Source organism: Paenibacillus mucilaginosus 3016 (assembly GCF_000250655.1).
GTDB lineage: Bacteria > Bacillota > Bacilli > Paenibacillales > NBRC-103111 > Paenibacillus_G > Paenibacillus_G mucilaginosus.
Map to the genome: position 1 here is coordinate 8278094 of NC_016935.1, position 26104 is coordinate 8304197.

The 26104-nt window shown below is 50.0% G+C and carries 32 protein-coding genes, 1 pseudogene and 1 other annotated feature; all 33 genes and pseudogenes read right to left on the reverse strand.

The window, feature by feature from the left end:
* Positions 1-62: 62 nt before the first annotated feature.
* A complete protein-coding gene (gene secY / locus PM3016_RS34540) occupies positions 63-1364 on the reverse strand; it encodes a preprotein translocase subunit SecY (RefSeq protein ID WP_013921142.1) in 1302 nt (433 codons plus the stop codon).
* A complete protein-coding gene (rplO, locus tag PM3016_RS34545) occupies positions 1364-1804 on the reverse strand; it encodes a 50S ribosomal protein L15 (protein ID WP_014372558.1) in 441 nt (146 codons plus the stop codon). The genes secY and rplO overlap by 1 nt, the downstream gene beginning before the upstream one ends.
* A gap of 33 nt (positions 1805-1837) precedes the next feature.
* Positions 1838-2026, reverse strand: coding sequence for a 50S ribosomal protein L30 (gene rpmD, locus PM3016_RS34550; protein ID WP_014372559.1), 189 nt, complete (start codon positions 2024-2026; stop codon positions 1838-1840).
* A 10-nt stretch (positions 2027-2036) separates the two neighbouring features.
* Entirely contained in the window at positions 2037-2534 is a 498-nt protein-coding gene (gene rpsE / locus PM3016_RS34555) for a 30S ribosomal protein S5 (RefSeq protein WP_013921144.1), read from the reverse strand.
* 30 nt (positions 2535-2564) lie between these two features.
* Entirely contained in the window at positions 2565-2933 is a 369-nt protein-coding gene (gene rplR / locus PM3016_RS34560) for a 50S ribosomal protein L18 (RefSeq protein ID WP_013921145.1), read from the reverse strand.
* A 64-nt stretch (positions 2934-2997) separates the two neighbouring features.
* Positions 2998-3540, reverse strand: a complete 543-nt coding sequence (gene rplF, locus PM3016_RS34565) for a 50S ribosomal protein L6 (RefSeq protein WP_014372560.1) — start codon at positions 3538-3540, stop codon at positions 2998-3000.
* A 30-nt stretch (positions 3541-3570) separates the two neighbouring features.
* Positions 3571-3969 carry a 30S ribosomal protein S8 gene (gene rpsH, locus PM3016_RS34570; protein WP_013921148.1) on the reverse strand — a complete coding sequence of 133 codons (399 nt, stop codon included), beginning with the start codon at positions 3967-3969 and terminating at the stop codon, positions 3571-3573.
* Between the two features lie 33 nt (positions 3970-4002).
* Complete coding sequence (locus PM3016_RS37770; protein WP_010498863.1) at positions 4003-4188, reverse strand: type Z 30S ribosomal protein S14; 186 nt, start codon at positions 4186-4188, stop codon at positions 4003-4005.
* A gap of 50 nt (positions 4189-4238) precedes the next feature.
* Complete coding sequence (rplE, locus tag PM3016_RS34575; RefSeq protein ID WP_013921149.1) at positions 4239-4781, reverse strand: 50S ribosomal protein L5; 543 nt, start codon at positions 4779-4781, stop codon at positions 4239-4241.
* A gap of 32 nt (positions 4782-4813) precedes the next feature.
* On the reverse strand, positions 4814-5167 hold the full coding sequence (gene rplX, locus PM3016_RS34580) for a 50S ribosomal protein L24 (RefSeq protein ID WP_013921150.1): 354 nt from the start codon (positions 5165-5167) through the stop codon (positions 4814-4816).
* A 39-nt stretch (positions 5168-5206) separates the two neighbouring features.
* Positions 5207-5575 carry a 50S ribosomal protein L14 gene (gene rplN, locus PM3016_RS34585; protein WP_013921151.1) on the reverse strand — a complete coding sequence of 123 codons (369 nt, stop codon included), beginning with the start codon at positions 5573-5575 and terminating at the stop codon, positions 5207-5209.
* A gap of 43 nt (positions 5576-5618) precedes the next feature.
* Positions 5619-5882 carry a 30S ribosomal protein S17 gene (gene rpsQ / locus PM3016_RS34590; protein WP_013921152.1) on the reverse strand — a complete coding sequence of 88 codons (264 nt, stop codon included), beginning with the start codon at positions 5880-5882 and terminating at the stop codon, positions 5619-5621.
* A 23-nt stretch (positions 5883-5905) separates the two neighbouring features.
* Positions 5906-6106, reverse strand: a complete 201-nt coding sequence (gene rpmC, locus PM3016_RS34595) for a 50S ribosomal protein L29 (protein ID WP_013921153.1) — start codon at positions 6104-6106, stop codon at positions 5906-5908.
* The gene (rplP, locus tag PM3016_RS34600) at positions 6096-6533 is read right to left on the reverse strand and encodes a 50S ribosomal protein L16 (protein WP_041619350.1); all 438 of its coding nucleotides are present in this window, start codon (positions 6531-6533) and stop codon (positions 6096-6098) included. Before rplP ends, rpmC begins: the two co-directional genes overlap by 11 nt.
* A gap of 2 nt (positions 6534-6535) precedes the next feature.
* Positions 6536-7201, reverse strand: a complete 666-nt coding sequence (gene rpsC, locus PM3016_RS34605) for a 30S ribosomal protein S3 (RefSeq protein ID WP_013921155.1) — start codon at positions 7199-7201, stop codon at positions 6536-6538.
* Between the two features lie 13 nt (positions 7202-7214).
* On the reverse strand, positions 7215-7550 hold the full coding sequence (rplV, locus tag PM3016_RS34610; protein ID WP_013921156.1) for a 50S ribosomal protein L22: 336 nt from the start codon (positions 7548-7550) through the stop codon (positions 7215-7217).
* A gap of 48 nt (positions 7551-7598) precedes the next feature.
* A complete protein-coding gene (gene rpsS, locus PM3016_RS34615) occupies positions 7599-7880 on the reverse strand; it encodes a 30S ribosomal protein S19 (RefSeq protein ID WP_013921157.1) in 282 nt (93 codons plus the stop codon).
* A 39-nt stretch (positions 7881-7919) separates the two neighbouring features.
* Positions 7920-8750 (reverse strand): 50S ribosomal protein L2, encoded by an 831-nt coding sequence (gene rplB / locus PM3016_RS34620; RefSeq protein ID WP_014372561.1) that lies wholly within the window; start codon positions 8748-8750, stop codon positions 7920-7922.
* Positions 8751-8780: 30 nt separating this feature from the next.
* The gene (gene rplW / locus PM3016_RS34625; RefSeq protein WP_013921159.1) at positions 8781-9071 is read right to left on the reverse strand and encodes a 50S ribosomal protein L23; all 291 of its coding nucleotides are present in this window, start codon (positions 9069-9071) and stop codon (positions 8781-8783) included.
* Positions 9071-9694, reverse strand: coding sequence for a 50S ribosomal protein L4 (rplD, locus tag PM3016_RS34630; protein WP_014372562.1), 624 nt, complete (start codon positions 9692-9694; stop codon positions 9071-9073). Before rplD ends, rplW begins: the two co-directional genes overlap by 1 nt.
* 24 nt (positions 9695-9718) lie before the next feature.
* A complete protein-coding gene (gene rplC, locus PM3016_RS34635) occupies positions 9719-10345 on the reverse strand; it encodes a 50S ribosomal protein L3 (RefSeq protein WP_013921162.1) in 627 nt (208 codons plus the stop codon).
* Between the two features lie 52 nt (positions 10346-10397).
* Entirely contained in the window at positions 10398-10706 is a 309-nt protein-coding gene (gene rpsJ, locus PM3016_RS34640) for a 30S ribosomal protein S10 (protein WP_013921163.1), read from the reverse strand.
* Between the two features lie 242 nt (positions 10707-10948).
* Positions 10949-12139 carry an elongation factor Tu gene (gene tuf / locus PM3016_RS34645; RefSeq protein WP_013921164.1) on the reverse strand — a complete coding sequence of 397 codons (1191 nt, stop codon included), beginning with the start codon at positions 12137-12139 and terminating at the stop codon, positions 10949-10951.
* Positions 12140-12173: 34 nt separating this feature from the next.
* A pseudogene (gene fusA / locus PM3016_RS34650) lies at positions 12174-14250 on the reverse strand (elongation factor G).
* A 43-nt stretch (positions 14251-14293) separates the two neighbouring features.
* A complete protein-coding gene (gene rpsG / locus PM3016_RS34655) occupies positions 14294-14764 on the reverse strand; it encodes a 30S ribosomal protein S7 (protein ID WP_014372563.1) in 471 nt (156 codons plus the stop codon).
* Between the two features lie 45 nt (positions 14765-14809).
* Positions 14810-15229, reverse strand: a complete 420-nt coding sequence (gene rpsL / locus PM3016_RS34660) for a 30S ribosomal protein S12 (RefSeq protein WP_013921168.1) — start codon at positions 15227-15229, stop codon at positions 14810-14812.
* A 117-nt stretch (positions 15230-15346) separates the two neighbouring features.
* Positions 15347-15598, reverse strand: a complete 252-nt coding sequence (locus tag PM3016_RS34665; protein WP_013921169.1) for a ribosomal L7Ae/L30e/S12e/Gadd45 family protein — start codon at positions 15596-15598, stop codon at positions 15347-15349.
* Between the two features lie 149 nt (positions 15599-15747).
* Entirely contained in the window at positions 15748-19368 is a 3621-nt protein-coding gene (gene rpoC, locus PM3016_RS34670; RefSeq protein WP_013921170.1) for a DNA-directed RNA polymerase subunit beta', read from the reverse strand.
* 117 nt (positions 19369-19485) lie between these two features.
* Positions 19486-23040 (reverse strand): DNA-directed RNA polymerase subunit beta, encoded by a 3555-nt coding sequence (gene rpoB / locus PM3016_RS34675; protein ID WP_041618553.1) that lies wholly within the window; start codon positions 23038-23040, stop codon positions 19486-19488.
* Between the two features lie 382 nt (positions 23041-23422).
* Positions 23423-24019 (reverse strand): class I SAM-dependent methyltransferase, encoded by a 597-nt coding sequence (locus PM3016_RS34680; protein WP_013921173.1) that lies wholly within the window; start codon positions 24017-24019, stop codon positions 23423-23425.
* Positions 24020-24112: 93 nt separating this feature from the next.
* Entirely contained in the window at positions 24113-24475 is a 363-nt protein-coding gene (gene rplL / locus PM3016_RS34685; protein ID WP_013921174.1) for a 50S ribosomal protein L7/L12, read from the reverse strand.
* 57 nt (positions 24476-24532) lie between these two features.
* Positions 24533-25045 carry a 50S ribosomal protein L10 gene (gene rplJ / locus PM3016_RS34690; protein WP_013921175.1) on the reverse strand — a complete coding sequence of 171 codons (513 nt, stop codon included), beginning with the start codon at positions 25043-25045 and terminating at the stop codon, positions 24533-24535.
* Between the two features lie 107 nt (positions 25046-25152).
* Positions 25153-25311: a sequence feature (ribosomal protein L10 leader region), on the reverse strand.
* Positions 25312-25374: 63 nt separating this feature from the next.
* The gene (gene rplA, locus PM3016_RS34695; RefSeq protein WP_013921176.1) at positions 25375-26067 is read right to left on the reverse strand and encodes a 50S ribosomal protein L1; all 693 of its coding nucleotides are present in this window, start codon (positions 26065-26067) and stop codon (positions 25375-25377) included.
* Positions 26068-26104 lie beyond the last annotated feature (37 nt).

Consider the following 26104-nt stretch of genomic DNA (forward strand, 5'->3'; position numbering starts at 1 on the left):
CATAGATGCTAACAGCACAATAGGTGCCGATAGCTAACAAGTTAACTACCAGTACCTATTTGCTATTTGTTAATGAACCCCTTGTAGTGGCGTTTGATCAGCTGGCTCTCGATTTGTTTCATCGTTTCGAGTCCGACACCAATAACGATCAGCAAGGAGGTACCACCAATCTGTACGGATTGTGGCAGTCCGGCTACTCCCGCAAGAACCATAGGGAAGATCGAAATGGCAGCCAAGAACAGCGCGCCTGATAAGGTGATTCTCGTCATCACTCTTGTGAGATAAACCGAAGTCGTTTTGCCAGGGCGAATGCCTGGAATATAACCACCGTTCTTCTTCATCTGGTCGGCCATTTGAACAGGGTTCATTTGAACGAAAGTGTAGAAGTAGGTAAATCCGATGATCAGCAAGACATACAGTGTCATCCCAAGAGGATGAGTATAGTTAAAGTTGGTGATAATCCAGTCTGCAACCACGTTACCCTGCCAGAAGCTGGCGAGCGTAGGTGGGAACATGATCAGCGAGACTGCGAAGATGACCGGGATAACACCGGCAGCATTCACTTTAAGTGGAATGTGTGTCGATTGTCCCCCGAACATTTTGCGGCCCACTACACGCTTAGCATACTGGACTGGAATTTTACGAACGCCCTGCTGCACGAAGATAACCCCAACGATCATGGCAATAACCACAATCGCAATCAGGACTACCTTCACAATGCTCAGGAACAGCGTGCCTTCCGCACCGGTAAACTGCGTTTGATAAATCTGCCCGATTGAGCTCGGGATCCCTGCAACGATACCCGCGAAGATGATAATGGAAATACCATTTCCAATGCCATTTTCGGTGATTTGTTCCCCTAACCACATCAGAAAAGCTGTCCCCGCGGTGAGTACGATGGCGATCAAAGCATACGTGGTAATCGTAGGATTGATAACCAATCCGTTGTACGCACGGTTAAACCCAACCGCCAGTCCAAACGCTTGAATTAAGCCGAGAACGATCGTCCCGTAACGGGTAATCTGACCCAGCTTTTTTCTGCCTACCTCACCTTCCTTGGCCCACTGAGTGAACGTCGGAATGACATCCATCGACAGCAGCTGCACAATGATCGAAGCCGTGATGTACGGCATGATCCCCATCGCAAAGATGGAGAATTGGAACAATGCGCCGCCTGAGAAAGTGTTAAGCAAGCCGAATATACCGGTAGAGCCCGCCTGATCTTGAAGTTTCAGAATCTCTGTGTTGATGTTAGGTACCGGAATAAACGCACCAATTCTGTAGACGATCAGAACCAGGAGCGTAAACAAGATACGCTTCCGGAGATCTTCTACTTTCATAATATTGGATATGGTACGGAACATTAAATCACCTCGGTTTGACCGCCGGCAGCCTGGATTTTCTCTACCGCAGATTGGGAGAATTTGCTCGCCTTCACGTTCAGTCCGACCGTAATTTCGCCATTACCCAGAATCTTGATGCCGTCTTTAGGGTTCTTGACAATACCCGATTGGAGCAGAACTTCTGGAGTAACTTCTGTACCTGCCGCAAACTTGTTCAGTTCCTCAACGTTGATAACAGCGTATTCCTTACGGAATTGGTTGTTAAATCCACGTTTCGGCAAGCGACGATAAAGTGGGTTTTGACCACCCTCGAAACCAGGACGAACACCGCCGCCGGAACGAGCGTTTTGCCCTTTGTGACCGCGAGTCGAAGTTTTACCCATACCACTACCAACACCACGGCCTACACGTTTGCGAGCACTGCGCGATCCTGGAGCAGATGTAAGTTCATGTAATTTCATCGTTTGCACCTCCTCTAGCTATATGGTAAAGCTTTACGCTTCGATTTCTTTAACTTCTACCAAGTGAGTCACTTGGTTAACCATGCCGCGGATAGCAGCATTGTCTGCTTGTGTTACCGTTTGATGCAGCTTGCGGAGTCCAAGAGCGGCAACAGTACGACGCTGCGTTTCAGGACGACCGATCAGGCTGCGCTTGAGGGTAATTTGCAATTGCTTAGCCATGGTATCCCTCCTAACCTAAGAGTTCTTCAACGGTTTTTCCGCGAAGCTTAGCAACGTCTTCCGCACGCTTCAGGCGCTGAAGGCCTTCGAGAGTCGCGTTAACCATGTTCATGGAGTTGGAAGAACCCAGGGATTTCGTCAGAATATCACCTACGCCAGCCAGTTCAAGTACCGCACGAACAGGGCCGCCGGCAATTACTCCAGTACCTTTGGATGCAGGCTTCAGAAGAACTTGACCTGCGCCAAATTTACCTGTTACCAGGTGAGGAATAGTAGTTCCGACGATAGGAACGTGAATCAGGTTTTTCTTTGCATCTTCGATACCTTTGCGGATCGCATCAGGTACTTCAGAAGCTTTACCGATTCCAGCGCCTACCCAACCGTTGCCGTCGCCAACAACCACAAGAGCGCTAAAGCTGAAACGGCGTCCGCCTTTTACAACTTTAGCAACGCGGTTGATCTGCACCACTTTTTCAGACAATTCTAAAGTATTGGGATCAATACGCAAGTGCTTTACCTCCTTATGTGTAAATTTGAATTAGAATTCAAGACCAGCTTCGCGAGCAGCGTCAGCCAGAGCCTTAACACGTCCGTGGTACAGGTAACCGCCGCGGTCGAATACGACTTGAACTACGCCTGCTGCTTTGGCACGCTCAGCAATCAGGGCACCGACTTTCGTTGCTGCCTCAGCGTTGCCACCGTTACCGATTTCGGCTTTCAGTTCCTTGTCCTGAGTGGATGCGGAAGCGATGGTTACACCCTTCACATCGTCAATCAGTTGAGCGTACATATGTTTAGAGGAACGGAAAATGTTCAGACGAGGACGCTCAGCCGTTCCTTGAATTTTCTTACGAACGCGAAGATGTCTTTTCAGACGCGCCTTGTTTTTGTCCGCCTTAGTAATCATTCGAGTTTCACTCCTTTCGAGTTCGGTCAGAAGCTTCGGGGCTAGGCCGTAAGCCTAGGCCACCTTACTTCTTCTTACCAGCCTTACCTTCTTTGCGAATGATACGCTCGCCTTCGTACTTGATACCTTTGCCTTTGTATGGCTCTGGTTCACGAACGGAACGAATCTTTGCAGCGATCGCGCCAACGGCTTCTTTATCGATGCCTTTAACGATGATCTTCGTGTTCGAAGGAACTTCGAACTCTACACCATTCTCAGGTGTGATTTCAACCGGGTGGGAGTACCCTACGTTCAGAACCAGCTTGTCGCCAGTTTTGTTAGCACGGTAACCTACGCCAACCAGCTCAAGGTTCTTTGCGAAACCATCCGTTACACCGCTAACCATGTTTTGTACAACACTGCGTGTCGTACCGTGCAGGGAGCGATGCAGCTTGTTGTCAGAAGGGCGCTCTACTGTCAGGACATTGTCCTCAACGCTGATCTTCATATCTTTGTGAAGCTCACGGGTCAGGGTACCTTTCGGGCCTTTAACCGTAATTACTGTATTGTCAAGAGTCACGTTTACTCCGCTTGGGATCGTGATCGGTTTGCGACCAATACGGGACATGTTTGCACCTCCGTTCTTTCTAAATCGGTATTACCAGACGTAGCAGATAACTTCTCCGCCGGCTTTAGTTTGACGAGCTTCCTTGTCTGTCATAACCCCTTTGGATGTAGACAGAATTGCGATTCCGAGACCGCCGAGTACGCGAGGCACTTCCTGGCTTTTAGCGTAAACGCGAAGACCTGGCTTACTGATTCTTTTCAGACCAGTAATGACACGCTCTTGGTTCGGGCCGTATTTCAGGAACAAGCGGATGATGCCTTGCTTGCTGTCTTCGATATATTCAGCGTCACGGATGAAGCCTTCCTTCTTGAGGATCTCAGCGATTTCGCGCTTGACCTTCGAAGCCGGAATTTCAACAGTCTCATGACGAACAACGTTAGCGTTACGAATGCGTGTAAGCATATCTGCAATTGGATCGGACATAACCATGTGTTGTAAACCTCCTTCCCGAAACTTTGAGTTTTACCAGCTTGCTTTTTTCACGCCAGGAATCTGGCCTTTGTATGCCAATTCGCGGAAACAAATTCTGCAAATTTTGAATTTCCGGAGTACGGAATGGGGACGGCCGCAGCGCTCGCAGCGAGTGTATGCCTGCACTTTGAATTTCGGAGGACGCTGCTGCTTAATCTTCATCGAAGTTTTTGCCACTTCAGTTTACACCTCCAAAGTTTCCGTAAGAAACTGCTCGTTTCTACTTATTATTTAGTGAACGGCATGCCGAGCTGCGTGAGCAATTCACGGGACTCTTCGTCCGATTTAGCCGTAGTTACGATTACGATATCCATACCACGAACTTTATCCACTTTATCATACTCAATTTCAGGGAAAATGAGTTGTTCTTTCAGACCGAGCGTGTAGTTACCGCGGCCGTCGAACGCTTTGTTCGATACACCACGGAAGTCACGTACGCGTGGCAGTGCAACATTGAACAGCTTGTCGAGGAAGTGATACATGCGCTCGCCGCGGAGCGTTACTTTCACACCGATCGGCATGTTCTCACGAAGTTTGAAACCAGCGATGGATTTCTTTGCTCTCGTGATAACCGGCTTTTGACCGGCGATCAGCTGCAGGTCGGACACAGCAGTATCAAGCACTTTGGAGTTCGAGACAGCCTCGCCCACACCCATGTTGATAACTACCTTTTCGATCTTAGGAACCTGCATAACCGTAGAATAGTTAAACTTCTGCATCAGAGCAGGAGTGATTTCGTTAAGGAAACGTTCTTTCATTCTTGCAGTCATGAATCCGAGTACCTCCTTTCTTACCTTTACGATTAATCGATAACCTCGCCGGATTTCTTCGCGACGCGGACTTTCTTACCGTTCTCAAGCACTTTGTAGCCTACGCGAGTTGGTTGGCCGCTCTTAGGATCAACCAGCATAACGTTGGATACGTGGATAGGAGCTTCCTGGTTAAGGATGCCGCCTTGTGGATTCTGCTGCGAAGGCTTCGCATGCTTCTTGATCATGTTCACGCCTTCTACCAGCACACGGTTTTCACGAGGGAAAGCTGCGATTACGCGGCCCTTTTTCCCTTTGTCCTTACCCGTGATCACGATAACCGTATCCTCTTTTTTCACGTGCAGTTTATTGTTATGGGACTCGAGTTTTTTCGGTTGCTTTGGCATTGTGGTTCCACCTCCTGAACAAGACGTTCACTGCTGATATTAGATAACTTCCGGAGCAAGAGATACGATCTTCATGAAGTCTCTGTCACGAAGTTCGCGAGCAACTGGTCCGAAGATCCGTGTACCGCGTGGGCTCTTATCTTCTTTAACGATTACAGCTGCATTCTCGTCGAATGTGATGTAAGAACCGTCTTTCCGGCGAGCACCGCGTCTCGTACGGACAACAACAGCCTTCACTACATCACCCTTTTTGACAACGCCACCTGGTGTTGCTTCTTTCACGGAGCAAACGATCAAGTCGCCGATGTTAGCTGTACGACGACCCGTACCACCCAACACTCGGATACACATGAGCGATTTAGCACCGGAGTTATCAGCTACGTTCAAGCGTGTAAATGGTTGAATCATTGTGTATTTCCTCCTTCCGGCCTTGATTTACCGAACCTTTATATTAAACGATAACCGCTTTTTCGACCACTTCAACCAGTCTCCAACGCTTATCCTTGGAGAGCGGACGAGTTTCCATGATTTTCACAACGTCACCAATCTTAGCTTCGTTGTTCTCATCATGTGCTTTGAATTTCTTCGTATATTTAATACGCTTGTGGTAGAGGTCGTGTTTTTTGTAAGTTTCTACAGCTACAACGATGGTTTTATCCATCTTGTCGCTAACGACTTTGCCCAGCTGCGTCTTACGCTCGTTGCGTTCAGCCATGTGAGATCCTCCTCTCTCATTCATTAACTAGTGATTCCCAATTCTCTTTCACGCAAAACAGTTTTTGCCCGGGCAATCTCTTTGCGGACTTTCTGAATTTGTACGGGATTATCCAGTTGACCGGTAGCCAGTTGAAAACGGAGGTTAAAGAGCTGCTCTTTAAATCCGGCAATCTTTTGTTCGATCTCAGCAGTGGTTAGGTTGCGAAATTCACTAGCCTTCATTTGCTTCACCACCTACATCCGAACTTCTAGTTACAAACTTAGTCTTAATTGGTAACTTAGTTGAAGCAAGTCTCAAAGCTTCACGAGCAGTTGCTTCATCAACACCACCAATTTCAAACATAATCTTTTCTCTCTTAACTACAGCTACCCAACCTGCAGGTGCACCTTTACCAGAACCCATACGTACACCTACACCTTTTGCAGTGTATGACTTTTGAGGGAAAATTCTAATCCAAACTTTACCGCCACGCTTCATGTAACGTGTCATAGCAACACGAGCCGCTTCGATTTGACGGTTGGTTACCCATGCCGGTTCCATTGCCTGGAGACCGAACTCACCGAAATGAACCTCAGCGCCACCTTTTGCACGACCGCGCATATTGCCGCGGTGCTCTTTACGGTGTTTTACACGTTTAGGAACTAACATGATTAGTTGCCTCCTTCCGCAGCAGCCTTTTTCTTAGCCGTTGGAAGAACTTCGCCACGGTAGATCCATACTTTTACGCCGATACGACCATAGGTTGTATGAGCTTCTGCAGTACCGTAGTCGATATCCGCACGAAGAGTATGAAGAGGTACCGTACCCTCGCTGTATCCTTCCGTTCTGGCGATTTCAGCACCGCCCAGACGACCGCTAACCGATGTTTTGATCCCTTTTGCGCCGGAACGAATCGTTCTTTGGATCGATTGCTTCAGTGCACGACGGAACGATACGCGACGCTCCAGTTGTTGTGCAATGCTTTCTGCAACCAGAATCGCGTCCAGTTCAGGGTTCTTTACTTCAGAGATGTTGATGTGAACCTTTTTGCCGTTAGTCAGCTTGGAGAGGTAGCCGCGGATTACTTCAACTTCGGAACCGCCTTTACCAATTACCATACCTGGCTTCGCAGTATGAATCGTAACGTTCACGCGGTTAGCTGCACGCTCGATTTCAATACGGGAAACGGCAGATTCTTTCAATTTTTGCTTCAGATATTCACGGATCTTTACGTCTTCCATCAGCAGATCGCCGAAATCTTTGCCGGCATACCATTTGGACTCCCAGTCACGGATGATACCGATACGAAGTCCCACCGGGTTTACTTTTTGACCCACACGTTGTCCCTCCTTATTTCTCAGATACCACTAAAGTGATGTGGCTGGTACGTTTATTGATACGGCTCGCACGACCCATCGCACGAGGACGGAATCTTTTCAATGTTGGCCCTTGGTCTACAGTAGCAGTAGTTACAACCAGATTGTTTACATCCAGGGAGTAGTTATGCTCTGCATTCGCGATAGCCGAGTTCAGCAGCTTCTCAACGATCGGGGAAGCCGACTTCGGAGTGTGACGCAGGATTGCGATAGCCTCACCCACTTGCTTGCCGCGGATCAGATCAACTACGAGTTGAGCCTTACGGGGAGCAATACGAACATATCTAGCAATAGCCTTAGCTTGTTGCATGGAAGTACCTCCTCTCAATTACGAAATCATGTGATTCCCGTTCAAAAATTAACGCTTGCCCGTTTTCTTGTCCGAATCCGTGTGACCTTTGTAAGTACGGGTTGGAGCGAATTCACCAAGCTTATGTCCGACCATATCTTCCGTCACGTATACCGGCACGTGCTTTCTACCATCATAAACAGCGAAAGTGTGGCCGATGAATTGCGGGAAAATCGTGGAACGGCGAGACCAAGTTTTGATAACCTGCTTCTTGGAAGCTTCGTTCATGTCTTCAACCTTCTTCAGAAGGTAGCCATCGATAAAAGGACCTTTTTTCAAACTGCGACCCATGCGTTGTTCCTCCCTTCTTTAAGCAAAGCGTAAATCGTATTACTTCGTGCGGCGACGAATAATGTACTGATTCGAAGCTTTGTTCTTCTTGCGTGTCTTGTAACCGAGCGTCGGCTTGCCCCAAGGAGACATTGGAGATTTGCGTCCGATCGGGGAACGGCCTTCACCACCACCGTGCGGGTGATCGTTAGGGTTCATGACGGAACCACGAACTTCCGGTCTTTGTCCGAGCCAGCGGGAACGGCCAGCTTTACCGATTTTGATAAGCTCATAATCCTCGTTACCAACGGAACCAACGGTTGCGCGGCAAACTTTCAGGATTCTTCTCATTTCGCCGGAGGAAAGACGTACGATAACGTACTGATCTTCTTTACCGAGCAGTTGAGCTTCCGTACCGGCTGCGCGAACCAGTTGGCCGCCTTTGCCTGGCTTCAGCTCGATGTTGTGGATAACCGTACCGACAGGGATGTTCTCCATCGGAAGAGCGTTGCCGACCTTAATATCAGCCGTTGGGCCGGATACTACTTGATCGTCCACTTTCAGACCTTTAGGAGCGATGATGTAACGCTTCTCGCCATCCACATAGTGGATCAGAGCGATGTTAGCGGAACGGTTCGGGTCGTACTCAATTGTAGCAACGCGACCTGGTATTCCATCTTTGTTACGCTTGAAGTCGATGATCCGGTACTTACGCTTGTGTCCGCCGCCTTGGTGACGAACCGTAATTTTACCTTGGTTGTTACGTCCAGCCTTTTTGCTCAAAGGAGCAAGCAGCGATTTCTCCGGAGTGGATGTTGTGATTTCTTCAAATGTCGAAACCGACATCGCACGTCTCGCAGGTGACGTTGGTTTGTACTTTTTAATTGGCACGTGGATTCCCTCCTTACTTTAGAAAGTTACTTATACCGATTCAAAGAATTCCAGTTCTTTGCTGTCCGCACTAAGGGTTACAATGGCTTTCTTCCATTCGGAAGTATAACCGGAGTAACGGCCATAACGCTTCGGCTTCGCCGGCATTCTCAACGTGTTAACATTCGAAACCTTCACTTTGAAGATCTGCTCGATTGCTTGTTTCACTTCCGTCTTGTTGGAACGGATGTCAACTTCGAACACGTATTTCTTGTCCGCCATCATTTCGCTGGAACGTTCGGTAATGATCGGGCGCTTAATAATATCGCGAGGGTTCTTCATTACGCAAACACCTCCTCTACCTTTTGCACCGCGTCCTTCGTAATGATCAGCTTGTCGTAGACCATAACATCCAGTACGTTGATTCCTTCAGCGACAACGAACTTCACGCCAGGAATGTTACGTGCAGAGAGTGCTACGTTCTCTTCGTAAGCAGCCGTTACAACCAGAGCCTTGCGATCCACTTTAAGGTTATTCAAGATTGCAGCAAATTCTTTTGTCTTTGGAGCAGCCATTTGAAGCTGGTCAAGAACGATAATCTCGCTCGACTTCACCTTGGAAGACAACGCAGATTTGATCGCCAGACGACGAACTTTCTTAGGCAGTTTGTAGGAGTAGCTGCGCGGAGTTGGTCCGAAGACGATACCGCCGCCTTTCCATTGCGGGGAACGGATGGAACCTTGACGCGCACGACCTGTACCTTTTTGTTTCCAAGGTTTACGGCCACCACCGCGAACTTCCGAACGACCTTTGGTTTTGTGCGTACCTGCACGAAGGGATGCGCGCTGCATCAGGACAGCTTCATTCAAGACATGAAGATGAGGCTCGATGCCGAATACCGATTCAGCCAGCTCCACTTCACCAACTTGAGCACCACTCACATTAAATACCGCTACTTTTGGCATGTGTTATCCTCCTTTCTTGCTATCTTAAGCTTTTACCGTCGATTTAACGGTAACGTAGCTGTTCTTAGGACCAGGAATGGAACCTTTGATCAGAAGCACGTTACGCTCAACGTCGATCTTAACAACTTCGAGACCTTGAATCGTAACTGTCTCGGAACCCATGTGACCTGGCAGGTTCTTACCTTTTGGTACACGGTTCGCTTGGATGGAACCCATCGAACCTGGACCGCGGTGATAACGGGAACCGTGAGCCATAGGACCTCTGGACTGGTTATGTCTCTTGATAACACCCTGGAACCCTTTACCTTTGGAAGTACCCGTTACATCAACGAATTCACCTTCAGCAAACACGTCAGCTTTGATTTCCTGGCCAACTTCGTACTCGGAAATCGCAACACCGCGAAGCTCTTTAACGTAGCGCTTAGGTGTTGTGCCTGCTTTCTTAGCGTGGCCCAACTCCGGTTTGTTTGCGTTTTGTTCTTTCTTATCGGCAAAACCGATTTGGATGGCCTCGTACCCGTCGTTCTCAACATCCTTCTTTTGCAGCACTGTGCAAGGACCTGCTTGAACAACTGTTACTGGTACAACCAATCCTTCGGGAGTAAACACTTGAGTCATCCCAAGTTTCTTACCTAAGATACCTTTAGTCATCGTTGACACCTCTTTTCCTCTCTTGCTTTGCTCTAGTTATTCACATTGTATATTACAGTTTGATTTCGATGTCCACACCGGACGGCAGATCCAGACGCATCAGAGCATCAACGGTTTGCGGCGTCGGATTGACGATATCGATCAAACGCTTATGCGTACGCATCTCGAATTGCTCGCGCGAATCTTTGTACTTGTGTACCGCACGGAGAATGGTAATGATCTGCTTCTCAGTTGGAAGCGGGATCGGACCAGAAACTCCAGCACCGGAACGCTTGGCTGTATCCACGATTTTCTCTGCGGATTGATCCAGAACTCTGTGATCATAAGCCTTCAAACGAATACGAATCTTTTGCTTTGCCATAGTATTCCCTCCTTTTATCGCCCAATTTAGTATCGGACATACTCCGTGAAAATCTCCTGACTCCGTCCCTATGGCAAAGGGGCCGGGTGTGTCAGCAACCTCTCACTTCATCGCAACGTCTCAGACCAACGTTCACTATTATATTAAATCTAGAAGAGAAAAGCAAGTAAAAAATGCACGCTTGCCCAAAATAAAATAAAAGCCCTTCATCCTAAGGATAAAGGGCTTTTATGCAAGCTAAATTACTTGCTGATGGAAGCAACCGCGCCTGCACCAACTGTACGGCCGCCTTCGCGGATAGCGAAGCGAGTGCCTTCCTCGATAGCGATCGGGGAGATCAGCTCAACCGTTACAGTGATGTTGTCGCCTGGCATAACCATCTCGGAACCTTCAGGCAGGTTGATGATGCCTGTTACGTCCGTTGTGCGGAAGTAGAACTGTGGACGGTAGCCAGTGAAGAAAGGCTTGTGACGGCCACCTTCTTCTTTAGTCAGGACGTAGATTTGTGCGGAAAAGTTCGTGTGAGGCTTAACCGAACCCGGCTTCGCCAGAACTTGACCACGCTCGATGTCCTTACGGTCTACACCACGAAGCAGTGCGCCGATGTTGTCGCCGGCTTGAGCGGAGTCCAGAAGCTTACGGAACATCTCAACGCCTGTAACAACGGACTTGCGAGTTTCTTCAGCCAGACCGATGATTTCGATCTCGTCGCCGACTTTGATAACGCCACGCTCTACACGACCTGTAGCAACGGTACCACGACCAGTGATCGTGAATACGTCCTCGACAGGCATAAGGAAAGGCTTGTCCGTGTCGCGCTCTGGAGTTGGGATGTAAGTGTCGATCTGTTCGAACAGTTCAACGATCTTCTCAGCCCAAGGACCATCTGGGTTTTGCAGCGCTTCACGAGCTGCACCACGGATGATTGGAGTGTCGTCGCCTGGGAACTCATACTCGTTCAGCAGGTCGCGAACTTCCATTTCAACGAGCTCGAGGAGCTCTTCGTCTTCAACCATATCACACTTGTTGAGGAATACAACGATGTATGGTACGCCTACTTGACGGGAGAGCAGGATGTGCTCACGAGTTTGTGGCATAGGGCCGTCAGCTGCGGATACTACGAGGATCGCGCCGTCCATTTGTGCTGCGCCGGTGATCATGTTTTTAACATAGTCGGCGTGGCCTGGGCAGTCAACGTGTGCGTAGTGACGGTTAGGTGTTTCGTATTCAACGTGTGCAGTGGAGATTGTGATACCACGCTCGCGCTCTTCTGGTGCTTTGTCGATTTGGTCGAATGCTACAGCTGCACCGCCGTATTTCTTGGACAGAACAGTTGTGATTGCAGCCGTCAGGGTAGTTTTACCGTGGTCGACGTGACCGATAGTACCAATGTTAACGTGCGGCTTATTACGTTCAAATTTCGCTTTTGCCATGGAAAGACAGCCTCCTTAAGTAACTAATTTATATTTAGGCACCTTTGTTCTTTGCGACGATTTCGTCAGCAATGGACTTAGGTACTTCTTCATAGTGGGAGATTTCCATCGAGTAAACGCCGCGGCCCTGTGTACGGGAACGCAGAGTTGTCGAGTAACCAAACATTTCGGAAAGAGGTACCTTCGCACGGATGATTTGGGCACCGAAACGTGCGTCCATACCTTCGATACGTCCACGACGGGAGTTAAGGTCGCCCATAACATCGCCCATGTACTCTTCAGGTACAGTTACTTCTACCTTCATGATCGGCTCAAGAAGAACTGGACGGCACTTCTCAGCCGCTGCTTTGAGAGCCATGGAGCCTGCGATTTTCGAACGCCATTTCACTGGAGTCCACATCGTGGTAGGAACCATCGACAACAGTAGCTTTGATATCCACAAGTGGGAAACCTGCGTATACGCCGTTCTTCATGGATTCTTCAATACCCGCTTGAATTGGAGCGATAAATTCTCTAGGAATCGATCCGCCCACAACCTTGCTCTCGAACTGGAAGCCAGTTCCCGGCTCAAGCGGTTGGAATTCCACCCAACAATGGCCGTACTGACCGCGACCGCCGGATTGGCGAACGAACTTGCCTTCGACCTTTGCAGCTTGTTTGAACGTCTCGCGGTATGCAACTTGCGGCTTACCTACGTTAGTCTCAACTTTGAACTCGCGAAGCATACGGTCAACAATGATCTCAAGGTGAAGCTCACCCATACCGGAGATGATCGTTTGGCCAGTTTCTTCGTCCGTGTGTGCACGGAACGTCGGATCTTCTTCGGAGAGCTTGGACAGAGCAACACCCATTTTATCTTGGTCCGCTTTGGTCTTAGGCTCAACAGCCAGTTGGATAACCGGCTCAGGGAAGTTCATCGACTCGAGAACTACAGGGTTCTTCTCATCACACAGTGTATCACCAGTTACGGTATCTTTCAAACCAACGGCAGCTGCAATATCACCAGAGTAAACGATACTGATTTCTTGACGGCTGTTCGCATGCATTTGAAGGATCCGGCCGATTCTTTCACGCTTGCCCTTAGTTGCATTCAGCACATAGGAACCGGAGTTCAGAACACCGGAATATACGCGGAAGAATGTCAGCTTACCGACAAACGGATCTGTCATGATTTTGAAGGCGAGTGCCGAGAACGGCTCATCGTCAGACGATTTACGAATAACTTCTGTGCCGTCTTCGAGTGTACCTTTGATGTCCGGTACGTCGATTGGAGCTGGAAGGTAGTCGATAACCGCGTCAAGCATCATTTGAACACCTTTGTTACGGTAGGAAGATCCGCAGATAACTGGGAAGATCTTAACGTTTACTACGCCTTGACGCAGTGCACCCTTAATCTCTTCAATAGTCAACTCTTCGCCTTCCAGGTACTTCATCATGAGCTCTTCGTCCAGTTCTGCAACCTTCTCAACGAGTTCAAGACGAAGCTCCTCCACCTTATCCTTGTACTCAGCTGGTACTTCGGATTCGATAGGGTCCTTACCCAAGTCATCCTGGTAGACATAAGCTTTGCGCTCTACCAGGTCGATTACGCCTGCGAAGTCATTCTCAGCGCCGATTGGCAGTTGGATAGCAACTGCATTGGCACCAAGCTTCTGACGCATCGATTCGATAACTTGAAGGAAGTCCGCACCGATAATGTCCATCTTATTGACGTATGCAATCCGTGGAACACTATAACGGTCCGCTTGTCTCCAAACGGTCTCGGATTGAGGCTCGACGCCTTCTTTTGCGCTGAACACACCTACGGCTCCGTCCAATACGCGCAGGGAACGTTCTACTTCAACTGTGAAGTCAACGTGACCCGGGGTGTCGATAATATTGATGCGGTGACCTTTCCATTGAGCGGTTGTAGCAGCGGAAGTAATCGTAATCCCGCGCTCCTGCTCCTGCTCCATCCAGTCCATCGTTGCAGCACCTTCGTGAACTTCACCGATCTTGTGCACGCGGCCCGTGTAGAACAGAATACGCTCGGTCGTGGTCGTCTTACCGGCATCGATATGCGCCATGATCCCGATATTGCGCGTATCTTTCAGAGAAAACTCTCTTGCCATCAGGGAATCTCCTTCCTATACATTAGGAATTTGAATTAGTATTCTACCAACGATAGTGAGCGAACGCTTTGTTGGCTTCCGCCATCTTGTGCGTATCCTCACGCTTCTTAACGGAAGCGCCAGTATTGTTGCTTGCATCGATAATCTCTTGAGCAAGTCTCTCTTCCATCGTCTTCTCACCACGAAGACGGGAGTAGTTGACGAGCCAACGCAGACCCAATGTAGTACGACGCTCTGGTCTTACTTCGATTGGCACCTGGTAGTTCGCGCCCCCCACACGGCGAGCTTTGACTTCAAGAACCGGCATAATGTTCTTAATTGCTTGTTCGAACACTTCCATTGGATCTTTGCCGGTACGCTCTTGAATGAGGTTGAAGGCGTTATAAAGAATAGCTTGCGCTACCCCCTTCTTCCCGTCATACATGATACGGTTGACCAGGCGAGTAACCAACTTGCTGTTATACACCGGATCGGGCAATACGTCTCTGCGAGTAACTGGACCTTTACGAGGCATAGTTATCCCCCTTTCTCAAAAAATCATTCTGATTTTGATAGATTATTACTTCTTCACTTTCGGACGCTTCGCGCCGTACTTGGAACGAGCTTGCTTACGGTTGTTCACGCCTGCTGTATCCAGCGCACCACGAACGATGTGGTAACGTACACCCGGAAGGTCCTTTACACGACCGCCGCGGATCAGTACTACGCTGTGCTCTTGCAGGTTGTGTCCGATACCCGGAATATAAGCTGTAACTTCAACACGGTTAGTCAGACGAACACGCGCATACTTACGAAGAGCGGAGTTCGGCTTCTTTGGCGTCATCGTACCTACACGAGTACACACACCGCGTTTTTGTGGCGAGCTGATATCCGTCGATTCTCTTTTCAAAGCATTGAAGCCTTTTTGGAGAGCCGGGGATTTGGATTTTACAACTTTTGCTTCCCGTCCTTTACGAACGAGTTGGTTGATTGTTGGCATTTTGGCCACCTCCTTCAATGGGATAATTCATGAATTTCAAGTCCACAGATCCAGGCGAATCGTAAATGAACAAATGAAAAGTTTTTGCCTTTGAAATTCGCTTCTCAGACAAAAACATTAGTCGTTCACTACGGCCGCTACCGCGGCGCCCACTTCGATTCCACACGCTTTACCTAACAACTTCATGGAGTCCACGTATGTTACATTAACCCCCATTTTCTTGCAAAGGTTAACCATTTTTATCGTTATTCGCGGATCTGCATCTTTGGCTACAAAGACTTCCAAGGCCTTGCCTTGTTCAACCGTCTTCGTCGCTTGCTTGTTGCCTATCGACAGCTTCGCAGCCTGCTTCACTTTATCATAAGACATGAGTCATATCCTCCAAAGCAGAACAGGTCAGGAACCATGTGTTTTGGCACACTTGGATATATTATCACTTCACCCAGACCGTGTCAAGAAAGGATCGCTTGCCTTTTCAAAGATTTTTGATAACCTTCTCCAAGGCAAGCGGACTTCCCTTACTCTACCGTTACTGCTTCCGCCTCGGTTACTTCTTCATCGAGCGGCTCAGCATTAGGATCCGTGATCCGGATATTGCGGTATCTCGACATCCCTGTACCGGCCGGGATCAGTTTCCCGATAATGACGTTCTCTTTGAGACCCAGCAGCTGGTCTACCTTACCCTTAATAGCGGCATCCGTCAGGACACGTGTCGTCTCCTGGAAGGAAGCGGCCGACAGGAAGGAGTCGGTCTCCAGCGATGCTTTGGTAATACCGAGAAGAACCGGCTTGGCGACCGCAGGCTCCTCGCCTGCAAAGAGCGCCACCTTGTTGGCTTCCTCGTATTCATGCATATCAACGAAGGAGCCAGGAAGCAGCGTTGTATTCCCCGCATCTACGATACGGATCTTACGCAGCATCTGACGGATCATAACTTCCACGTGCTTATCGTTGATTTCTACGCCCTGGTTACGGTATACGCGCTGAACTTCCTGCAGAATGTAGTTCTGAACGCCCCGGATGCCTTTGATGCGCAGCATTTCTTTCGGGTCGATGGAACCTTCCGTCAGCTCATCCCCTGCTTCCACGTTCTGGCCGAGGGTAACACGAATACGCGAGCCGTAAGGAACGTTGTAAGTCTTGGATTCCGCTTCGCCTTGAACTTCGATTTCTCTGCGGTCTTTTGCTTCGCGAATTTCTTTTACCACACCGTCGATCTCGGTGATGATCGCTTGACCCTTCGGATTACGGGCTTCGAACAGCTCCTGGATCCGCGGCAAACCTTGCGTGATATCATCCCCTGCTACGCCCCCTGTATGGAACGTACGCATTGTCAGCTGGGTTCCCGGTTCCCCGATGGATTGGGCTGCAATAATACCTACAGCTTCCCCGATTTCGACGAACTGGCCCGTTGCCAGGTTACGACCGTAGCACTTTTTGCATACGCCGTGCTTGGAGCGGCAGCTGAGTACGGAGCGGATCTGAAGCTTGGTAATGCCTGCCGCGATAATCTGATCAGCAACCGTAGAATCGATCAGTTCGTTGCGGTTCACAATGATATCGCCGGTTTCCGGATGACGTACGGTCTCGAAGGAATAACGGCCTTCAATACGGTCATAGAGATCCTCAATAACCTCTTTGCCGTCCTGAATCCGGGATACGAGGAAGCCTTTGTCCGTACCGCAATCTTCATCACGTACGATAACGTCCTGGGCCACGTCAACGAGACGACGGGTCAAGTAACCCGAGTCCGCTGTACGAAGCGCCGTATCGGCGAGACCTTTACGGGCACCGTGCGTCGAGATGAAGTACTCGAGTACCGTCAGGCCTTCACGGAAGTTCGACTTGATCGGGAGCTCGATGATTTTACCGGACGGGTTCGCCATGAGACCACGCATACCGCCCAGCTGGGTGATCTGCGATTTGTTACCCCGCGCTTTGGATTCCACCATCATGTTGATGGAATTGTACTTGTCGAGGGATCTCATCAGGATATCCGTCAGTTCATCCTTCGCTTTGCTCCAGATGGCAATAACACGGTCATAACGCTCGTCGTCCGTAATGAGACCACGGCGGTATTGGTTCGTTACCACGCTGACCTTCTCATCGGACTCCTGCATGATCTTCGTCTTCTCTTGCGGTACGACAACGTCCGCAACGGCAATCGTAATCCCCGCACGCGTGGAATACGTAAAGCCCAGCTGCTTGATATCATCCAGGATAATCGATGTTTGGGTCGTGTGATATTTGCGGAAGCACTCCGCAATGATCGTCCCCAGGTAATCCTTGCCCACAGCTTTGGTTTCGGGCAGTTCATCCATTGCTTTACGGATGTCCTGGCCCTTACCGAATACGAAGTAGTTATCAGACGGACCGTTCAGGAGGTTCGCCTTGGTTGCTTCGTTAATGTATGGGAAGTCCTTCGGATAGATTTCGTTGAAAATAATCTTACCGATGGTGGTAACGAGCATAGCTTCCTGCTGCTCAGGCGTAAAGCTTTCCTTGCCAAGCGCTCTGGCAGGGATGGCTACACGAGCATGAAGCGCAGCATCTCCACGGTGATAAAGAGATACGGCTTCCGCTACGGTGCGCAGGATCGTACCCGAACCTTTGGCATTCTTGTTCTCGGTCGTCAGGTAGAACGATCCGAGGACCATATCCTGCGAAGGTGTAACGACAGGCTTGCCGTCCTTCGGGTTCAAGATGTTGCCGGCAGCCAGCATCAGCAGGCGCGCTTCAGCTTGAGCTTCGGCAGACAGCGGCACGTGAACGGCCATCTGGTCGCCGTCGAAGTCAGCGTTGTAAGCCGTACATACGAGCGGATGCAGTTTGATCGCACGGCCTTCGACCAGGATCGGTTCGAATGCCTGAATCCCAAGACGGTGAAGCGTAGGGGCACGGTTCAGAAGGACTGGATGCTCCTTAATGACTTCTTCAAGCACATCCCAAACTTCTGGAGAGACTCTCTCTACCTTGCGCTTCGCGCTCTTTATGTTGTGGGCGAGGCCCTTATTAACAAGCTCCTTCATGACGAACGGCTTGAAGAGTTCCAGTGCCATCTCTTTCGGAAGTCCGCACTGATACATTCTCAAGCTGGGTCCTACTACGATAACCGAACGGCCCGAGTAGTCTACACGCTTACCCAGAAGGTTCTGACGGAAACGTCCCTGCTTACCCTTCAGCATGTGGCTGAGAGATTTGAGCGGTCGGTTGCCCGGTCCGGTGACCGGACGGCCGCGGCGGCCGTTGTCAATCAGAGCATCAACGGCTTCCTGAAGCATACGCTTCTCGTTCTGCACGATAATATCCGGCGCTCCGAGGTCCAGAAGACGCTTCAGACGGTTGTTCCGGTTGATTACGCGGCGGTACAGGTCATTCAGGTCGGACGTCGCAAAACGGCCGCCGTCGAGCTGTACCATCGGACGCAGTTCCGGCGGAATGACCGGGAGGACATCAAGCACCATCCACTCCGGCATGTTCTTGGAGTTACGGAATGCTTCCATAACCTCAAGACGCTTGATCGCACGGTTGCGGCGCTGGCCTTGAGCCGTCTTCAGCTCTTCCTTCAGCATCTCGACTTCCTTCTCGATGTCGATGTCCTGAAGAAGCTTCTTGACAGCCTCTGCTCCCATGCCTGCCTGGAACGCATACCCATACTTCTCGCGGTAGCTGCGGTACTCCTTCTCGGAGAGCAGCTGCTTCTTCTCGAGCGGCGTATCACCTGGATCGGTAACCACGTAGGATGCAAAATAAATAATCTCTTCGAGCGAGCGCGGGGACATATCCAGAGCCAGACCCATCCGGCTCGGGATGCCCTTGAAGTACCAGATATGGGACACCGGTGCGGCGAGCTCGATATGGCCCATACGCTCACGGCGTACCTTCTGGCGGGTAACTTCTACGCCGCAGCGGTCGCAAACGACACCTTTGTAACGGACACGCTTGTATTTACCGCAGTGACATTCCCAGTCCTTCGTAGGCCCGAAGATTTTCTCGCAGAACAGGCCTTCTTTCTCAGGCTTCAGCGTTCTATAGTTAATCGTCTCCGGCTTCTTGACTTCACCTCTGGACCACGAACGGATCTTATCCGGAGATGCCAAACCGATTTTCATGTACTCAAAATTGTTGACGTCGATCAAGGAGCAACCCTCCTCCAAGTTTTGTGCAACAAAACTACATCGGAAGCATCCGTTGTAACAATGTGCTGTCTATGTGCGGCTTACACCATTGCATTACGTCATTGTGACAGATGGGTGTTACTCCACACCCATCTCGGCGCCTTCCAGATTGAGGTTCAATTTGTCGCTTGTGACCTCATCGTCGTCGTCCATTTCCTTCATTTCGATTTCTTCTTCGTTCTCGGACAAGATCTTAACATCCATACCCAAGCTTTGAAGCTCTTTGATCAATACTTTGAAGGACTCCGGCACGCCCGGCTCCGGTACATTCTCACCCTTGACGATCGACTCGTACGTTTTGACACGGCCAACCACGTCGTCGGATTTTACCGTCAGGATCTCCTGCAGCGTATAAGCGGCGCCATAGGCCTCAAGCGCCCATACTTCCATCTCGCCGAAACGCTGGCCGCCGAACTGCGCTTTACCACCCAGCGGCTGCTGAGTAACGAGCGAGTAAGGACCTGTGGAACGGGCATGGATCTTATCGTCGACCATGTGCGCCAGCTTGATCATGTACATGACGCCAACCGTCACTTCACGCTCAAACGGATCACCGGTACGTCCGTCATAAAGAAGAGTCTTACCATTACGCTGCATGCCTGCTTCTTCCATCGTATCGAATACGTCATACTCACGCGCACCGTCGAATACCGGTGTGGCCGTATGAATACCCAGATACTTGGCCGCCATCCCCAAGTGAACCTCGAGCACCTGGCCGATGTTCATCCGCGACGGAACGCCGAGCGGGTTCAGCACGACTTGGACCGGCGTACCATCCGGCAGGAACGGCATGTCCTCTTCAGGAAGAATACGGGCGATAACCCCTTTGTTACCGTGACGACCTGCCATCTTATCGCCCTCGGAGATCTTACGCTTCTGAGCGATGTAGACGCGCACCAGCTGATTTACGCCCGGAGGGAGTTCATCGCCGTTTTCGCGGGTAAATACTTTTACGTCCACTACGATCCCGTCCGTACCGTGAGGTACACGGAGGGAAGTATCACGAACCTCGCGTGCCTTCTCACCGAAGATCGCATGAAGCAGCCGTTCTTCCGCCGTCAGCTCCGTTACACCTTTTGGCGTTACTTTACCGACGAGAATGTCGCCTGCGGCAATCTCGGCACCCACACGGATGATGCCGCGCTCATCGAGATTCTTCAGCGCGTCTTCACCGACGTTCGGAATGTCGCGGGTAATCTCTTCCGGTCCAAGCTTCGTATCCCGCGCTTCGGACTCGTATTCCTCGATGTGAATCGAAGTATAGACGTCCTCTTTCACGAGTTTCTCACTCAGCAGGATGGCATCCTCGTAGTTGTACCCTTCCCAAGTCATGAAGGCAACGACTACGTTGCGACCCAGCGCCAGCTCGCCCATCTCGGTGGAAGGACCGTCAGCGAGAATATCGCCTACGCGAACCTGTTCCCCTTTGTGGCAGATCGGTCGCTGATTGATGCACGTTCCCTGGTTGGAACGAAGGAACTTGTGAAGCTTATGTTTAACGAGGTCTCCGTTCACCAGCTTACCGTCAACCATCTCCTGACGGCGAACCCAGATCTCATTGGCCGATACACGTTCAACCACACCATTGACCTTGGATACGATACATACACCGGAGTCCTTAGCCGACTTATGCTCCATCCCTGTACCGACAAGCGGAGATTTCGGAATGAGAAGCGGTACGGCCTGACGCTGCATGTTCGAACCCATAAGCGCACGGTTGGAGTCATCGTTCTCGAGGAACGGAATGAGCGCCGTAGCGACGGATACTACCTGCTTAGGAGATACGTCCATGTAGTCTACACGGTCTTTGTGGAGCGTCAGAATATCATCCTTGTAACGGACGATAACCTGATCCTTGGCAAAACGGCCGTCTTCCGTAAGCTCGGCGTTCGCCTGTGCAACCACGTAGTTATCTTCCTCGTCTGCCGTCAGGTACGAGATCTCGGCAGTCACAACCCCCGTATTCGGATCCACCCGGCGGTACGGAGCTTCGATGAAACCGAACTCGTTCACACGGGCAAAGGTCGACAAGGAGTTGATCAGACCGATGTTCGGTCCCTCAGGAGTCTCGATCGGACACATCCGGCCGTAGTGGGAGTGGTGGACGTCACGGACTTCAAAGCCCGCGCGCTCACGCGTCAGACCGCCCGGTCCGAGTGCCGAAAGACGACGCTTGTGCGTAAGCTCAGCCAGCGGGTTCGTCTGGTCCATAAACTGCGACAACTGGGAGCTGCCGAAGAACTCCTTGATCGAAGCAATCACCGGACGAATGTTGATGAGCTGCTGCGGTGTGATCGTGTTGACGTCCTGAATGGACATCCGTTCCCGAACTACACGCTCCATCCGGGAAAGACCGATACGGAACTGGTTCTGAAGAAGTTCACCTACAGAACGCAGACGACGGTTACCCAAGTGGTCGATATCATCCGTGCTGCCGATGCCGTGAAGCAGATCGATGAAGTAGTTGATCGACGAGATAATATCCGCAGGCGTGATGTTCTTGACCGTCTTGTCGATCTTGCCGTTGGAGATGACCTTAACGACCTTGCCGTCTTCGATCGGGGAGTAGACATGAACGCACTGCATTGGAATTTTGTCCATGTCGGCAATGCCGCTCGCTACGCTCCACTCTTTGAAGCCCACATTGTTCTCCAGATGAGGAAGGATCGTATCGAGCAGGCGGCGGTCGATGAGCTGACCGGCCTCCGCAATGATCTCACCGGTCTCCGGATCCGCTAGGGTTTCGGCGAGACGCTGATTGAACAGACGGTTCTTTATGTGAAGTTTCTTGTTAATCTTGTAACGACCGACATTCGCCAGATCATAGCGCTTCGGATCGAAGAAGCGGGCAACAAGCAGGCTTCTAGCATTATCCAGAGTCGGCGGCTCGCCCGGACGCAGGCGCTCGTAGATCTCGATCAAGGCCTTGTCCGTCGAATCGGTATTATCCTTATCGAGCGTGTTGCGGATATACTCGTCATCGCCTAGCAGATCAATGATCTCCGCATCCGTACCGAAGCCGAGCGCACGAAGCAGCACCGTAACCGGAATCTTCCGCGTGCGGTCGATCCGGACATAGATGATGTCTTTCGCATCAGTCTCAAGTTCCAGCCAGGCACCACGATTCGGAATAACCGTAGCGGTGTAAGTTTTCTTACCGTTCTTATCTATTTTCGTGCTAAAATAAACGCTAGGGGAACGAACCAGCTGGCTGACGATAACCCGTTCAGCTCCGTTGATAATAAAGGTACCCGTCTCCGTCATCAGCGGGAAATCGCCCATGAAGACTTCCTGCTCTTTTACCTCACCGGTCTCCTTATTGATCAAACGCACTTTCACACGAAGCGGTGCAGCGAAGGTGACGTCGCGTTCCTTGGACTCATCGACCGAGTACTTAGGCTCTCCTAAGCTGTAATCGATAAATTCCAACACCAAATTCCCCGTAAAATCCTGTATCGGGGAAATATCCTGAAACATTTCACGCAATCCCTCATCCAAAAACCACTGGTATGATTTTTGTTGGATTTCAATCAGGTTCGGCACTTCCAGAACCTCATTAATCCGAGCGTACGACCTGCGTTTACGTCGACCTAATTGAATCAGATGACCCGCCAACTTAGATTCACCCCTTATGTCTACTCAATGGAACAAAATAAAAGCCTCTTAGGGAAGCCTTCTCGAGTAAATACTGCGCGAAGAGTCACTTCTTTAGGAAGCTTCTAGTTACGTACATACGATGGGAGACTATCCTTCAATCTTACCACTATTTTCTTCATACCTTTCAGGGTTTACTTAAAATTTAGACATTATACGTCGAAAGCCCAAATTTTATTCACCTCGGCAAGAAAAAATAATTCTTGACATTTTAGTAAACTAAAGACATATATCCCAATCCTAATGCTGACATTTAACTATGATATCACATTCGAAAAATCAAGTCAACAATATTCCCAAAAGATATACCTATTCGCACGAATGGAAATGAAAACTTCCCTTATGCATCAAAGCAGCCGTGCTATTTCGTAGCTTTCAAAATCCAATATCCCCGATCGCGCTCCACTTCTTCCACGGATGCGAAGATGGATTCGAGCTTGGCCACAGCTGATGGGGCTCCCTGCTTTTTCTGGATAACGACCCATAGCGCCCCGCCATCGGTTAACACCGAATGAGCCTGTTCGAAAATCCGGTGAACCGTTTCTTTCCCTGCCCGAATCGGCGGATTAGTCAATACGACGTCAAACGATTCCCCGGCCACTTCAGCCAGCAGATCACTCTGCAGAATGCGTACGTTACGTATACTGTTGCGCTGGGCATTCCGCTTGGCCAGCTCAATCGCCCGTTCATTGATATCCACCATGGTTACCTGCCCTTGGCCGGCCATAGCGGCTGCAGCCAATCCGATCGGTCCATAACCGCAGCCGACATCCAGCACCCTTGCATCGGCTGGAAACTCCATCGTTTCTATCATCAGCTTAGAACCGTAATCCACACCCTTTTTGGAGAAAACACCGGCATCGGTAGCAAATGCATAGGTGCGTCCACGCAGCTCCTCTTCCACCTGACCGAGATCATGACCTGTGGTCGGCTTCTCGGTATAGTAATGTTCTGACACATCGATCCCCCCTTTCTACTTTTATTCCCTATTCATTCAAAACGAAAACCCCTTGAGAGGAAGCCTCATCAAGGGGTCATCGGTAAAACAAAATTACTTCACTTCTACGGATGCGCCTGCTTCTTCAAGCTTCGCTTTTACCGCTTCAGCTTCTTCTTTAGCTACTTTTTCTTTCAGTGGCTTCGGAGCGTTGTCTACCAGGTCTTTTGCTTCTTTCAGACCCAGGCCAGTGATTTCGCGAACAACTTTGATAACGTTGATCTTGGAAGCGCCAGCGCTTGTCAGGATTACGTCGAATTCAGTTTGCTCTGCTACTTCTGCTGCGCCGCCGCCAGCTACCATTGCTACTGGAGCTGCTGCTGTTACGCCGAACTCTTCTTCGATTGCTTTAACCAGATCGTTCAGTTCGAGTACGGTCATGCCTTTGATGGCTTCCAAGATTTGCTCTTTGCTCATGGTTAAACCTCCATTATCATCCATAAAGTATTGGGTAAAACATTCATTTCAAAAGGATTAAGCTTCTTGAGCGCCGCCTTCTTGCTTCTCAGCCACAGCTTTAACCGCAAGGGCGAAGTTGCGCATAGGAGCTTGGAGCACGCTGAGGAGCATGGACAGAAGACCCTCTCTCGATGGGAGTTCAGCCAGCGCCTTGATTTGGTTGAAGTCAACAACTTTGCCTTCAACTACACCCGCTTTTACGCTCAGCTTGTCATTCTTCTTCGCGAAATCCGTAAGGATTTTCGCTGGAGTAATGATATCGTCTTTGCTGAATGCGATCGCCGTTGGGCCCGTCAGGAACTCATCCAGTTCGGACAGTTCAGCGGATGCCGTAGCACGGCGTACCAGCGTGTTCTTCAGAACTTGGAACTCAACGCCAGCTTCACGCAGTTGTCTGCGGAGCTCGGTAACTTGAGCAACGTTCAGACCACGATAGTCAGCGACGATGGAGCAGGAGCTCACTTTCAGCTTCTCGGATACTTCCGATACCTGTTGCGATTTCAGCTCGATTACTTTTGCATTTGCCATTTTTGCACCTCCTACAAGTTTTCGTGAGAAAACTGACATCCTTCAAAAACTTAACGCGCAAACGCATCCCGAGGGCTTAGGGCCTCCGCCGCCTGCTAGGCATTCTCGTTTAAATGCGAAAATGCCTTCGCAGACAAGGCGAAGGCATGATGATTCAAGTATTCTTAAGCTCACGAGCAAAGAATATCCGAACTTATATCATAACACCTCGGTAGGGAATTAAGCCCGGGGGCACCTACTGTCTACGGTAAGCATATTCGTTTGTTAGTTCTTCTAAGCAACCTAACATAGGTTAGCATGGATGACTAGAAAAGTCAACCCTTACTTTCCTATCTCAGAATCGTTGCATTCACACGAGCGCTAGGACCCATGGTCGAGGATACCGCTACGTTCTTCAGGTATACACCTTTAGCTGCAGCAGGCTTCGCTCTGTTCAGTGCATCGATCAGTGCTTTGAAGTTTTCAGCAAGCTTCTCGGCATCGAAGGAAACTTTGCCGATTGGCGCGTGAATTTGACCGGCTTTATCCAGACGGTACTCGATTTTACCTGCCTTGATCTCTTGAACGGCTTTCGTCACGTCGAACGTAACTGTACCCGCTTTAGGGTTAGGCATCAAACCTTTACCACCGAGAATACGGCCGAGCTTACCCACTTCGCTCATCATGTCCGGCGTAGCTACGCAGACATCGAAGTCGAACCAGCCCTGCTGAATTTTGTTGATCATGTCCTGATCGCCTACGAAATCAGCGCCAGCAGCTTCCGCTTCTTTTGCTTTATCGCCTTTTGCGAATACGAGAACACGCTTTGTTTTACCCGTACCGTGCGGCAGTACAACTACGCCACGAACAGCTTGGTCTTGTTTTCTCGGGTCAACGCCGAGACGTACGGCTACTTCGACAGTCTCGTCGAACTTAGCACGCGCCGTTTGCTTCACGAGCTGAATCGCTTCAAGCGGCTCGTAGAATGCTTCGGCATCGATTTGCTTGGCAACTTCCAAGTACTTCTTACCGTGTTTTGGCACAATCTTGTCCTCCTAAGTGGTATTAGCGGAATATCCT

Excerpts from the sequence above, each read along its gene's own strand:
- secY (WP_013921142.1), bottom strand. The coding sequence starts at position 1,364 with ATGTTCCGTACCATATCCAATATTATGAAAGTAGAAGATCTCCGGAAG.
- rplO (WP_014372558.1), bottom strand. The coding sequence starts at position 1,804 with ATGAAATTACATGAACTTACATCTGCTCCAGGATCGCGCAGTGCTCGC.
- rpmD (WP_014372559.1), bottom strand. The coding sequence starts at position 2,026 with ATGGCTAAGCAATTGCAAATTACCCTCAAGCGCAGCCTGATCGGTCGT.
- rplR (WP_013921145.1), bottom strand. The coding sequence starts at position 2,933 with ATGATTACTAAGGCGGACAAAAACAAGGCGCGTCTGAAAAGACATCTT.
- rplF (WP_014372560.1), bottom strand. The coding sequence starts at position 3,540 with ATGTCCCGTATTGGTCGCAAACCGATCACGATCCCAAGCGGAGTAAAC.
- rpsH (WP_013921148.1), bottom strand. The coding sequence starts at position 3,969 with ATGGTTATGTCCGATCCAATTGCAGATATGCTTACACGCATTCGTAAC.
- rplE (WP_013921149.1), bottom strand. The coding sequence starts at position 4,781 with ATGACTGCAAGAATGAAAGAACGTTTCCTTAACGAAATCACTCCTGCT.
- rplX (WP_013921150.1), bottom strand. The coding sequence starts at position 5,167 with ATGCCAAAGCAACCGAAAAAACTCGAGTCCCATAACAATAAACTGCAC.
- rplN (WP_013921151.1), bottom strand. The coding sequence starts at position 5,575 with ATGATTCAACCATTTACACGCTTGAACGTAGCTGATAACTCCGGTGCT.
- rpsQ (WP_013921152.1), bottom strand. The coding sequence starts at position 5,882 with ATGGCTGAACGCAACGAGCGTAAGACGCAGCTGGGCAAAGTCGTTAGC.
- rpmC (WP_013921153.1), bottom strand. The coding sequence starts at position 6,106 with ATGAAGGCTAGTGAATTTCGCAACCTAACCACTGCTGAGATCGAACAA.
- rplP (WP_041619350.1), bottom strand. The coding sequence starts at position 6,533 with ATGTTAGTTCCTAAACGTGTAAAACACCGTAAAGAGCACCGCGGCAAT.
- rplV (WP_013921156.1), bottom strand. The coding sequence starts at position 7,550 with ATGCAACAAGCTAAGGCTATTGCTAGATATGTTCGTATTGCTCCCCGT.
- rpsS (WP_013921157.1), bottom strand. The coding sequence starts at position 7,880 with ATGGGTCGCAGTTTGAAAAAAGGTCCTTTTATCGATGGCTACCTTCTG.
- rplW (WP_013921159.1), bottom strand. The coding sequence starts at position 9,071 with ATGAAGAACCCTCGCGATATTATTAAGCGCCCGATCATTACCGAACGT.
- rplD (WP_014372562.1), bottom strand. The coding sequence starts at position 9,694 with ATGCCAAAAGTAGCGGTATTTAATGTGAGTGGTGCTCAAGTTGGTGAA.
- rplC (WP_013921162.1), bottom strand. The coding sequence starts at position 10,345 with ATGACTAAAGGTATCTTAGGTAAGAAACTTGGGATGACTCAAGTGTTT.
- rpsJ (WP_013921163.1), bottom strand. The coding sequence starts at position 10,706 with ATGGCAAAGCAAAAGATTCGTATTCGTTTGAAGGCTTATGATCACAGA.
- tuf (WP_013921164.1), bottom strand. The coding sequence starts at position 12,139 with ATGGCAAAAGCGAAATTTGAACGTAATAAGCCGCACGTTAACATTGGT.
- rpsG (WP_014372563.1), bottom strand. The coding sequence starts at position 14,764 with ATGCCTCGTAAAGGTCCAGTTACTCGCAGAGACGTATTGCCCGATCCG.
- rpsL (WP_013921168.1), bottom strand. The coding sequence starts at position 15,229 with ATGCCAACAATCAACCAACTCGTTCGTAAAGGACGGGAAGCAAAAGTT.
- PM3016_RS34665 (WP_013921169.1), bottom strand. The coding sequence starts at position 15,598 with ATGTCTTATGATAAAGTGAAGCAGGCTGCGAAGCTGTCGATAGGCAAC.
- rplL (WP_013921174.1), bottom strand. The coding sequence starts at position 24,475 with ATGAGCAAAGAGCAAATCTTGGAAGCCATCAAAGGCATGACCGTACTC.
- rplJ (WP_013921175.1), bottom strand. The coding sequence starts at position 25,045 with ATGGCAAATGCAAAAGTAATCGAGCTGAAATCGCAACAGGTATCGGAA.